This window comes from bacterium, assembly GCA_035370465.1.
In the GTDB taxonomy this organism is placed as follows: Bacteria; Ratteibacteria; UBA8468; order B48-G9; family JAFGKM01; genus JAGGVW01.
The window spans coordinates 1-11,707 of record DAOOVW010000048.1 but is presented as its reverse complement, the minus strand read 5'-3'; the positions used below and the strand labels follow the sequence as shown (position 1 = coordinate 11,707).

8 protein-coding genes are annotated in these 11,707 nt (G+C 27.9%); 7 read left to right on the top strand and 1 reads right to left on the bottom strand.

The window, feature by feature from the left end:
* Window positions 1-93: 93 nt before the first annotated feature.
* The 7 genes from PLW95_06695 to PLW95_06665 all read left to right on the top strand — a co-directional run bounded on the left by PLW95_06695 (window position 94) and on the right by PLW95_06665 (window position 9,224).
* Complete coding sequence (locus PLW95_06695; protein HOV22347.1) at window positions 94-1,254, top strand: glycosyltransferase family 4 protein; 1,161 nt, start codon at window positions 94-96, stop codon at window positions 1,252-1,254.
* Window positions 1,244-1,648 (top strand): ATP-binding protein, encoded by a 405-nt coding sequence (locus PLW95_06690; protein ID HOV22346.1) that lies wholly within the window; start codon window positions 1,244-1,246, stop codon window positions 1,646-1,648. Before PLW95_06695 ends, PLW95_06690 begins: the two co-directional genes overlap by 11 nt.
* A 21-nt stretch (window positions 1,649-1,669) precedes the next feature.
* Window positions 1,670-2,968, top strand: a complete 1,299-nt coding sequence (locus tag PLW95_06685; protein ID HOV22345.1) for a DUF561 domain-containing protein — start codon at window positions 1,670-1,672, stop codon at window positions 2,966-2,968.
* 12 nt (window positions 2,969-2,980) lie between these two features.
* Complete coding sequence (locus tag PLW95_06680) at window positions 2,981-3,973, top strand: hydroxyacid dehydrogenase (GenBank protein ID HOV22344.1); 993 nt, start codon at window positions 2,981-2,983, stop codon at window positions 3,971-3,973.
* 11 nt (window positions 3,974-3,984) lie between these two features.
* A complete protein-coding gene (locus tag PLW95_06675) occupies window positions 3,985-5,817 on the top strand; it encodes a glycoside hydrolase family 127 protein (GenBank protein HOV22343.1) in 1,833 nt (610 codons plus the stop codon).
* 15 nt (window positions 5,818-5,832) lie between these two features.
* Entirely contained in the window at window positions 5,833-7,926 is a 2,094-nt protein-coding gene (locus PLW95_06670; GenBank protein ID HOV22342.1) for a hypothetical protein, read from the top strand.
* A 1,145-nt stretch (window positions 7,927-9,071) separates the two neighbouring features.
* Complete coding sequence (locus tag PLW95_06665; GenBank protein HOV22341.1) at window positions 9,072-9,224, top strand: hypothetical protein; 153 nt, start codon at window positions 9,072-9,074, stop codon at window positions 9,222-9,224.
* A gap of 240 nt (window positions 9,225-9,464) precedes the next feature.
* Here PLW95_06665 and PLW95_06660 read toward each other — a convergent pair whose 3' ends face one another.
* A complete protein-coding gene (locus PLW95_06660) occupies window positions 9,465-11,432 on the bottom strand; it encodes a glycoside hydrolase family 2 TIM barrel-domain containing protein (GenBank protein ID HOV22340.1) in 1,968 nt (655 codons plus the stop codon).
* Between the last annotated feature and the right edge of the window lie 275 nt (window positions 11,433-11,707).

Sequence of the window (11,707 nt, the reverse complement as noted above, 5' to 3'; positions counted from 1 at the left end):
AGAAATTGTTTTCAATAAAGTTGCAAGAGAAAATGCTATAAAACTCCTTAATATACCTGCTAACTAAATATTAATGAGAATTACTGCACTGATATGAAAATATGTCATATTATTACAAGATTGGTTATTGGCGGAGCGCAGGAAAATACAATTTTTACAGTAGAAGGGCTTAAAAAAAAAGGATATAATGTTGACCTTGTAAGTGGAAAAACTAAGGGACCAGAAGGTTCCTTAGAAAATGAAGTCAGAAATAAAAATATAAATTTAATAATAATTCCTCAACTTATAAGAAACTTAAACCCATTTTATGATATAATTGCTTTCATTAAAATTTTTAAAGTCCTTAAAAAAAATAAATATGATATAATTCATACCCATAGTGGAAAAGCAGGAGTTCTTGGAAGAATGGCAGGAAAATTATCAAATAGAAAAACAACTGTTATTCATACAATTCATGGGCCCTCTTTTTATCCAAACCAAAAAAAATTTGCTTATCTTTTTTACAAAATAACTGAAAAAATAGCAGGAAAATTTACTGACCATTTTATATGTGTTGGAGAAATTATGAAAGAAAGGTATCTTAAAAATGGCATAGGAAAAGAAAATCAATATTCTGTCATTTACAGTGGTTTTCCTATTACACCATATATTGAAGTTCAAAACAAAAGAGAATATTTAAGAAAAAAATTGAGAATTGATAAAGATGAAAAAGTTATTGGAATGATAGGAAGATTATTCCCATTAAAAGGACAGGAATATTTACTTTCTGCTTTTTCTATGCTCGTTAACAATTTCTCAAATATAAAACTTATTTTTGTTGGAGATGGCATCTTGAAAGAAAAATTAAAAAACATTGCAAAAGAAAAAGGGATTGAAAAAAAAGTAATATTTACAGGTCTTGTCCCACCTGAAAAAATTCCAGAATATGTTTCAGTAATAGATATTGTTGTACATACAAGTTTAAGAGAGGGACTCCCAAAAGCAGTAGCACAGGCCCTTGCAGGTGGAAAACCAGTTGTATCTTTTAATGTGGATGGAGCAAAAGAAATTGTAATAGATGGACAGACTGGCTTTTTAGTAAAAAGTAAAGATATAAATAAACTGGCTGAGAAAATAAAAATTCTTTTAGAAAACCCTGAAATAGCAGAAAAAATGGGAAAAGTTGGGAGAGAAAAAATTTTGAGCATGTTTTCAGTTGATAAAATGGTTGACGAAATAGAAAAAATTTATTTAAATTATAAAAATGGGAAATAAAGAAAGAGTTGCTGTTTTAATTGTAGAAAAAGAATTTGCTGGACTTGAAGCAATTTCTGATTTTGTTCAGAGAATGTGTTCACAGGAAAAAATCGGGTTTAAAAAAACATGGGAATTAATGTTATCTATTGATGAAATATGCTCTACTTTAATAACCTGCTCATATAATGATGGTCAGTTCATAAGAGTAATATGGGTATCAAGTGAAAATAAAGTTCATGTTAAAATTGAAGAAAATGGTTCTCCATTTAACCCACTTAAAAATTTTGACGAAGAAGATGCTATTTATGGCCTTGGTCCCCAGATTATTGAAACAATGGTAGATGAAGCAAAATATGAAAGAGAAAATAATTTCAATTGTATATTAATTACAAAAAAAATAAGGAAAAAATAGTAGGAACACAGGAGATAAAAAATGGATAAATTTCCAGTAATTCAGGTTGCACTTGATTTTACTGAACTGAAAAGAGCAATAAAAGTTGCACAAGAAGTTGTTAAAGGAGGCATTGATTGGATAGAAGTTGGTACTCCCTTAATTAAATCAACAGGAGTAGAAGCAATAAGACAAATAAAAAAGGAATTTCCCAATAAAAAAATAATTGCAGATATGAAAATAATGGATGCTGGACGACTTGAAAGTGAAATTGCATTTAAATCAGGTGCAGATATTGTTGTAGTTCTTGGGAATGCCTCTGACCAGACAATAAAGGAGTGTGTAAGTGCAGGTGAAAATTATGGGGGAAAAGTAATGGTTGATTTAATGGAAGAATCAGCAAATTTAAAAAGAGCAAAAGAAGTTGAAAAATTAGGAGTTGATTATATATCAGTTCACACGCCAATTGATGAACAAATGACAGGGAATATCTCTTTTGATATTGTTAAAGATATTGCAAAAAATATAAAAATCCCTGTTGCTGTTGCAGGTGGACTAAATTCTGAAAATATATCAGATGCAATAAAAAGTGGAGCATCTATCCTTATAGTTGGAGGAGCGATAACTAAGTCAGAAAATGTAGAAAATGAAGTAAAAAAATTGAAAGAAGCAGTGAAAAAATTAAAAAAAATCCCATCTTTATATTATAAAAGAGTAAAAAAAGGAAATATAAGAGAAGTTCTACTTAAAGTTTCAACTGATAATATTTCAGATGCTTTACATAGAGGTGGCTGGTTAAAAGATATCAGTCCTGTTCTTGGTAGGCAATTTAAAATGGCAGGAAAAGCAATAACAGTAAGAACATTTCCAGGTGATTGGGCAAAACCAGTTGAGGCAATAGATATTTCTGAAAAAGGGGATGTTATTGTTATTGATGCAGGTGGAGTTAGTCCTGCTGTGTGGGGAGAATTAGCAACAAGTAGTGCAAAAGTAAAGGGCGTTTCAGGAGTTGTTATTTATGGATATATAAGAGATGTAGAAGAAATAATAGAAATGAATTTTCCTTCATTTGCTGTTGGTATTACTCCACAGGCAGGAGAACCAAAAGGGTTTGGAGAAATAAATGTTCCAATAAAGATAGGAGGGCAGGTTGTTAAACCAGGTGATTGGATTGTTGGAGATATAGATGGGGTTGTTGTAATACCAGAAGAAAAGGTTGTAGAAATAACAAATAGGGCTATGGATGTTTTTGAAAGAGAAAATAGGATAAGAAAAGAAATTAAAGATGGTTCTACTTTAAGTAGTGTGGCAGAACTTTTAAGATGGGAAAAAACAAAATAACATAAGAGAAAAATGGAAAAAATTGCAATTTTAGTTGTTCCTGAACAACTTGAAAAGAATTTTGGAAAAGAAGAAATTGAAAAACTAAAAAATTATGGAGAAGTAAAAGTATGGAATGGTAATGAAAATTTTAAGGAATTTTTAAAAGGAGCAACAATAATTATAACAAGTTGGGATTCTCCTGAAATAACTTCTTCAATTTTCAGTTTTGCTCCTGACATTAAATTTATTATGCATTCAGCAGGTTCAATTAAATCAATTGTTGAAAGAGAAGTTATGGAAAAAGGAGTAAGAGTTAGCAGTTGTTCAAATGTTTTAGGAAAATTTGTTGCAATTACAGCACTTGGATATATTCTTACTTCTGTAAAAAAAATTTTCTGGTGGAACGATTTTATAAAAAATACAGGAAAGTGGAGAGAAAATGAGAAATTGATGGAATACACAGATGAAATTGTTGGTCCTGATATAGGAATTATAAGTTTATCAAATGTTGGGAAAAACTTATTACGATTTTTAAGGATATTTGGCGAACAAATTTATGTTTATGACCCGTATTGGTCAGAAGAGAGAATTAAAAATTTAGGAGGGAAAAAAGTTAATACTTTACTGGAAATAGCAGAAAAGTGTGAAATAATTGCTCTTTGTGCCCCATTAACTGAGGAAACAAAGGGTATGATAGGAAAGGACTTTTTTCAAAAAATGAAAGATGGAAGTGTTTTTATAAATACAGCAAGAGGAGCAATAATTGATGAAAATGCCCTTATTGAAGAACTTAAAAAAGAGCGAATTTTTGCCTGCCTTGATGTAACATGCAATGAACCTCTTGATAAAACCAGTCCTTTAAGAAAATTAAAAAATGTTGTTATCTCTCCTCATATTGCCGGTCTGGTAAAAAATGGGTTAAAAGAACTTGGAAAATTTTCTGTTGAGGAAGTTGTAAGATTTATAAGAGGAGAAAAACTTGAAAATGAAATAATTTATGAAAAACTTGATATTACTGCTTAATAGGTGGTGAAATGAAAGAAAAAATTATTGAACCAACAGAAAATTCAAAATGTAATGTTTTTCCTGTTGCAATTAAAAATGTAAAATTATCTGGTTTCCTTGGAAAAAGAATGGAGATTAACAGAAAAGTAAGTATTCCTTCTTTATACAAAAATTTTGAAAAATACGGTACAGTAAATAATTTCCGAATTGTTTCTGGTGAAAAAAGTGGTGAAATAACAAAACGACTTGCAACTGATTCAGACCTTTATAAATGGATTGAAGGTGTTTCTTTTGATTTACAAAATACTTATAACAAGGAAAATGAAAAATTATTAGAATATTTAATAAAAATTATTGGAAAATCCCAGGAAAAATCAGGATACTTGAACACAAATGCGTATTTAACAACAAAAAAATTTGATAATTTAAAATTTTCTCATGAATTGTATTGTGGCGGGCATTTAATACAATCAGCAATTGCCCATTTTAGAAGTTCAGGGAAAGATAACTTCTTAAATATTGCTATAAAATGGGCTGACTATATTTGTAAAGAATTTGGAAAAGGGAAATTAGAAAAAACAGATGGACATCCTGAAGTTGAAATGGCATTTGTTGAACTTTATAGAACTACAAAAGAAAAAAAGTACTTAGAAATGGCGAAATTTTTTCTTGAAGTAGAAAATCCAGAATATTGGGGATTACCAAATATACCTTTTATAAAATTTAAAGAACTTGAAGGTCATGCAGTAAGAATGCTTTATTTATCTTGTGGAGCAACTGATTATTATTCTGAAACAGGAGATAAAAAATACAAAGAAACACTTTTAAAATTATGGAATGACTTATCTGAAAGAAAAATTTATATAACAGGTGGAGTTGGTTCAAGATATGATGGAGAAACCTTTGGGTATCCTTATGAACTACCAAATTTAAGAAGTTATTGCGAAAGTTGTGCTTCTATTGCTTCAATGATGTGGCAATACAGGATGTTCCTTTTATTTCCTGAAAGCAAATATTTTGATATTTTTGAAACAACACTTTATAACGGTTTTCTTTCAGGTATTTCATTTGATGGAGAAAAATATTTTTATGTAAATCCACTTGCTTCAAGGGGAAATTACGAGAGAAAACAATGGTATGGTACTACTTGTTGTCCACCAAATATTCAAAGGATGATTGCTTCTCTACCTGGATATTTCTATTCTATAAATGAAAAAGGAATATATATAAATCTTTATGGAGAAGGAATAAGTGAAATTTCTCTTTTTTCAGGTGAAAAAGTAAAGATAATTCAGAAAACAAAATATCCTTTTGAGGGAAAAGTTGAAATAGATATTGCATTAGATAAAGAAAAACAATTTTCAATTTTCCTAAGAATCCCATCGTGGAGTAAAAAGACAAAAATAAAAGATGGTAAAGATGAATTTTCTCCTAATCCAGGATATTATGAAATAAAAAAAATATGGAAAGGAGAAAATAAAATTATTATAAATTTTGATATTTCTCCTTCTTTTTATATTTCTCATCCTGAAATAGAAAGCACAAAAAATTGTATTGCTATTAAAAAAGGTCCTATTGTTTATTGTTTAGAAAGTATTGATAATCCTAAAATATCTCTTTTTTCTTCTAAAATAAAAAAACAAAAATTAAATGAAAAATTTGAAAAAGGATTTTTTGATTGGGTACCAATAATTTATGGAGAAATAATGAATTTAGAAACCACCAAATTGCCAATTTATGAAAATGAAAAGTTCTATCCAGAACTTATTTATAAAAAAGAAAGATTTAAAGCAATTCCTTATTTTCTCTGGGCAAATAGAGGAAAATCAAAAATGGTTGTATGGATAGAAAAAGCATATTGAAATTAGAGGATAATTATGGATAAAATTCTTTTTAAGAACTATGGTGGCAGTTATCAAATAGTAATTGAAAAAGGAGAGGACTTATTAAATGTTCTGAAATTAGATGAAGGTCTTTGGGCAGCAACAAGTGTTCCAATTGAGATACTAAATTGTGATAAAAAATTTCTTGAATATCTTGATATAGATAATAACAAAAGAATAAGAACAGATGAAGTAAGAAATGCCATATCTTATATACTTTCTCTCATAAAAAACCCTTCTATTGTTGATGGAAATGATACTCTACTTCTTTCAGATATAAATGACCAGACAGAAACAGGAAAATTATTAATAAAAACAGCAGAAATAATACTTACAAATTCAGGAATTGAAGAAAAAGAAAAAATAAATTTAAGTCAGGTAAGAAACTCGCAGGAAATTATGGCAAAAAGTATTTTAAATGGTGATGGAATTATTACCCCGGACTCATCTGAAAAAGAAGAGATTTCATCTCTTATAAAAATTATAATAGAAAAAATAGGTTGGAAAATAGATGTTAATGGAGAAAAAGGGATTGATAAAGAAATTGTAGATGAGTTTTTTAAAGAATGTAGTGAATACCTAAACTGGTATGAAAAAGGAATAATCCCTGATGATAAAGAAACAACAGACATAATGATATTTGGAAAAGAAACCCCTTATCTTCATAATATATTTACCCAGATAGAGGAAAAAATAGAGCAGTATTTTCTACTTTCTAATTTCTTAAAATTTGATGAAAAAACAGAAGAACTTTTAAAATTGAAAGAAGATGATTTTAAAAACATTGATATTGAAAATAGAGACATACTGATTGAAAAATTAAAAAAATTACCTCTTGCTCCACCAAATAAAAATTTAATTCTGGATTTTGATGGAATAATAAATATCCTATATAAAGATAAAATAAAAAATTTCAAAGAAAATATAGTAAATAAAATTTTCCCAAACTCAAATAAATTAACATTAGAGAATTATGAAAAAATAAAGAAGATGTTTTCAAATTATAAGGACTGGATTGAAAACAAAAAAGGAGAAAAAGTAGAACAAATTGGAATAGAAAATATTAAAAAGTATATTGAGGGAAATTACAAAGAAGAAATAGAAAAACTTATAGAGAAAGACCTATCTGTTTTACCTTTTATCCAGAGTATTAAAGACCTTGAAAAGTTAATTCTTTATAAAAAATATATAATTGAATTTTTAAATAATTTTGTCAGTTTTTCAAATGTATATAATCCTGATATTACTTCTTTGTATGAAGCAGGAGTACTTGTAATTGATGGAAGAAAAATAAATTTAAACATTCTTGTAAAAGATATAAATGCCCATAAAAAAGTATCTTCAATGAGTAATACATTTATTATGTATTTAAACATCTCAGGGAAAGAAAACAATCAATCTCAATTTCAAATTGCATCTCCATTAACATCTGGAGATATGGGAAGAATTCGGCTTGGTAAAAGAGGAATTTTTACTGATAGAAGCGGGAATGAGTGGGATGCAGAAATTGTGGATATAATAAAAAATCCTGTGGGCTTGCTTGAAGGAATAAAAGCACCTTTTATAAAAATAGGTGAAAATATAAAAAATCAGATTGAAAAAATTACAGAAACAAGACAAAAAAAAGTAGAACAAACACTTACTTCTCCTTCTGCATCTTCTTCAATAAGGGACATAATGATTGGAGGTGGAGTTGCTTTTGCTGCACTTGGCACATGTTTTGCTTATATTACAAGGGTTTTTTCACAGATTAAATTTACACATATACTTCTTGCAATTGTTGTTATATGTGCTTTAATTTTTATTCCAAGTTTTATAATAACTATTTTTAGGTTAAGAGGAAGAGATTTAAGCATATTATTTGAAGCAAGCGAATGTGCCTTAAATGTAAAAATGCGATTAGGAACAAAATTAGGGAAAATTTTAACTTATATTCCAAATTTCCCAGAAAATTCAGAAAAATTAAAAGTAGATGTTTTGTCAGGTTTTACAAAAATAAAATCAAGAAAAAGATTAAAAGTCCTTATTTTTATTTTAATTCTTCTTCTAATTTTTATCATTTTTTATTATAAATATTTATTGCCATAAAGAAAAAAATAATTTAATATAATAGTTTAAATAATGCCACCTTAGCTCAGCGGCAGAGCGGCGCACTTGTAATGCTAATTAACCACTTTCTGAAAATTCTTGATATTGTTGTAATTCCATTGATTATCAATGATTTATATGAATTTTTTTTATACCATTTTGTATGAATTTGTATGATTTTGGACATCATATGGATACTATTTGGATACCAAAAATTTTTTAAATTAACACTAAAATTAGAATATTGTAAAGTTTATTTGGAGGTATAAAAATGAAAAAAAAGAAAAATGATGAGGAAAAAAATAGAAAAGATGATAAGAAAAATGAAAAAAGAATTAGTAATAACAAAGAAAGAGCAGCCTAAAAATTCTAAACCTGCCAATGAAATTTTATATGAAATGAGGTATAAATGACCTTTATAATAGAAGATACCAGTTTCATAATTGCAGTTTTAGATGGAACAGATATTTTGAAGATGCTTGGAAAATAGTTGAATTACTCTCGCACTTTTTGGATAAAACCAAAATAATTATTCCTTCAGTTATGTTATTAGAAACAACAAAGACATTATTGAAAAAAGGAATTTCAAAATCCAGAGTGGAAAAAAAATTGTGGAAATTATTACATAGAAAAGAAATAATGATCACGGATATACCTGCTACTTCTCTATATATCTTCTACTATAAGAGAGCTTAAAACCTATGATTTGATATTGGCTACCTTAGGGATTGAGTATAATGCTTTGATTTTAACCTTTGATAAAATGATTAGAAAAAAGGTAAAAGGTATTTATCCAGCAGTATACTATTGTTCCTCTCAAGGCAATATGGAAGATGATTCCCCCTTATTTGCTAAAAATTTTAAAGAAAGAACAAAAAGATTTTAAAATTTACTACCCTACCCTCTCATCTATTATATTTTTTATTTTCTTTCCTCCTCCACTTGAATATCCGAATGTCAAAAAGAGTATCTACCATCCTATTTAAAATACCTTTCTTTTTTAAAAAAGGTTAGTTCACACAATATTTTTTTAAATAAAAATTAAAATTAATGTTTTTACTATCCAAAAAGTAAATTGAGACATAATAAATCTACTGAAAAAATATGTTAATCCTCCTCCAGACCAGGTCTGGCACAGCTGGTCTGTGAATAAAATAAAAGAAAGATTAAAGGAAAGTGGTTGGTTAGATGAGAAACCAGAGAATAGTTTTACATCATTTTTAGACATTTTACAGGGTGTAGAATTAGGTATACTTGAAATAGAGAAAGTAAAAAAAAATGCTGAATGTATTAACTGATGAGACAAAAAGAATATTAGGAATTTTTGAGATAGACGAAGAGTATTTTACTGATGTATAAAAGATAAAAAGAAAGATTGCTATACTACAATAAATTGCTTAATCCCCTATCCTATATGGTTTTCTTGTTTTGAAGGGGTAAAGTGAATTAAAACATTTCTGTGCCGCCGCCTCATATCTTATTTTTAGAATAATTTTATTCTATCATTAAAATATGGTATTAGTATCTGGTCGGAAAAACTAATATTCAGCTTTTTTAAAAATTTCTTTTACTTTATAATATGCTTTTTTGGGAGTAAGTGAATATGTAATAATACTATCTGATATTTGAGGCCAGCAATCACAAACATTCCATAAAAGTATTCCACCACAATCAGGTATTGATGAGTAAAATTCAACCCAGAATTTATATGCTTCTGCCTGGAGATTTTGTGTTATTTCTATTAATTGGTCAATATTTTCAGGTTGTGGTAAATTATTTGCTTTTATTGAATTGAAAAGAGAGTTAATTCTATATTTCCATCCAACTCTTAATGTATCTGATGAATGATAATACCAATATTCATTAAAAACAGGCCATAATTTCTCATCAGGAATAAAGGATAAAAGTGTTTTTTTATCAGGAACAGATATATGTCCAATTTCACTTACAAACTTTGGTCTCTTCTTTATATAAAAATTATCTTTATAACTTTTCCCATGAGCCCATAGATGAACATCACCTTCTTTATCATCATTGGGGTCATTTTCTGACGGTGAAAATGGGCTATCAGGAATAAAAGGAGTTTGAGTATTTAGTTTTTCCCATACTTTTTTTAACACATTTCTACATTTATGTTTTATATAATTGTGTCCATCTTCCCAATATCTAAATGTATCATTTTCATTTCCACCACACCATAAAGAAATACATACATGTTTTCTTAATCTTTTTATTACATAAGTTGCTTCATCTTTAACTTCATTTAAAAATTCTTTGTTTTCAGGATATCTACCGCATGCAAACATAAAGTCCTGCCATATCATAATTCCATATTTATCACATAAATCATAAAAGATATCTGGTTCGTATATTCCTCCACCCCAAACTCTTAACATATTTGCATTTATATTTTTAACAAGTTTTATTACTTTTTCATATTTTTCATTTTCTATACTCCCAGGTAAAGCATCTAATGGTGTCCAGTTAAGCCCTTTTATAAAAATTTTTTTGTTATTTATTTTAAAATAAAAAGACCTCTCACTTTTAGATAACTTCTCCTGTATTAACTCAATTTTTTTAATCCCAAAATTTCCTCGTTTTTCATCAATAATTTTTCCATCTTTTTTTAAACTAACAATATATGAATAAAGATTCTGTTCTCCAAAACCATTTGGCCACCATATTTTGGGATTCTTTAGATTTATTGATATTTTTAAAGGAAAATTTTTAGAAGATATTTTTTTTGAAGTTTCTATTATTTTATTTCCTTGTCCATCAATTGCTCCTTCAAATATTTCTATTTTAACTTCCCCATTTTCTATTTGCTTAAAATATTCTATTTCACATTCACATTCTAAAATAGATTTTTTTTTATCTAATTTTTTTATTGTTATCCAGAAGTCCTTTATTCGACCACAATTATATGTTTCTATTCTGACAGGTCTCCATATTCCAATACTAATTAACCTTGGAGCAATATCCCATCCATAATTATATTGTGCTTTTCTTGCAAACATTCTTGGTAAATTTGAATCAACAATTTTTTGGTCTTTATTTACATCAACTGAAAAAATAGGAGAAGATATTTTAACTGCAATTTTTATATTTTGATATTTTTTACAATATTGGGTTATATCAATTTCTATTGGTGTGAACATATTTTTATTTGTAATTATTTTCTCACCATTTATGAAAATTGTTGAGAATGTATCTACTCCTTCAAAAATTATATGAACAACTTCATTATGTTGAATATTTGGAGTATTTATTTCAGTTCTATACCACCAATCTTTTTCTTCAACCCATCTCCATAAATCTGCATTTAATCCATAATAAAAATCAGGACCAATACCGTTTTTTAATAAATCAATATGAACATCCCCAGGAACAGTCGCAGAAATCCAATCATCAGTAGAGCCCGTTGTAAGTTTATCAATATCTTTTTCATCTCTAAAAGACCTCCAACATAATTTCCATCCATCATTTAAATAAATTGTGTTTCTCATATTTTTTTATCCCGAATAATTGTTTAATTAATATTTTCTATTTAACTACAATTAACATATATTAAAATACCAAAAAGTACTTATTTTTGGATTATCTTTAATTTTAGCCACTAAATTTAATTATTTTTACTTACCTAAAAATATTGTAAAACATATTTTCAAAAATATCAAATCCACAGGCTCGGCCGTTGGGTCTACGCCCGAGGGGAGCCTTTGGACAAGTCCATTTATGTGATTTCCTTCTTTATTTACATATTCCCCTTCACTATGATTTA

What these genes read in the sequence shown, in the direction of transcription:
- PLW95_06695 (HOV22347.1), top strand. Translation starts at nt 94, where the DNA reads ATGAAAATATGTCATATTATTACAAGATTGGTTATTGGCGGAGCGCAG.
- PLW95_06690 (HOV22346.1), top strand. Translation starts at nt 1,244, where the DNA reads ATGGGAAATAAAGAAAGAGTTGCTGTTTTAATTGTAGAAAAAGAATTT.
- PLW95_06685 (HOV22345.1), top strand. Translation starts at nt 1,670, where the DNA reads ATGGATAAATTTCCAGTAATTCAGGTTGCACTTGATTTTACTGAACTG.
- PLW95_06680 (HOV22344.1), top strand. Translation starts at nt 2,981, where the DNA reads ATGGAAAAAATTGCAATTTTAGTTGTTCCTGAACAACTTGAAAAGAAT.
- PLW95_06675 (HOV22343.1), top strand. Translation starts at nt 3,985, where the DNA reads ATGAAAGAAAAAATTATTGAACCAACAGAAAATTCAAAATGTAATGTT.
- PLW95_06670 (HOV22342.1), top strand. Translation starts at nt 5,833, where the DNA reads ATGGATAAAATTCTTTTTAAGAACTATGGTGGCAGTTATCAAATAGTA.
- PLW95_06660 (HOV22340.1), bottom strand. Translation starts at nt 11,432, where the DNA reads ATGAGAAACACAATTTATTTAAATGATGGATGGAAATTATGTTGGAGG.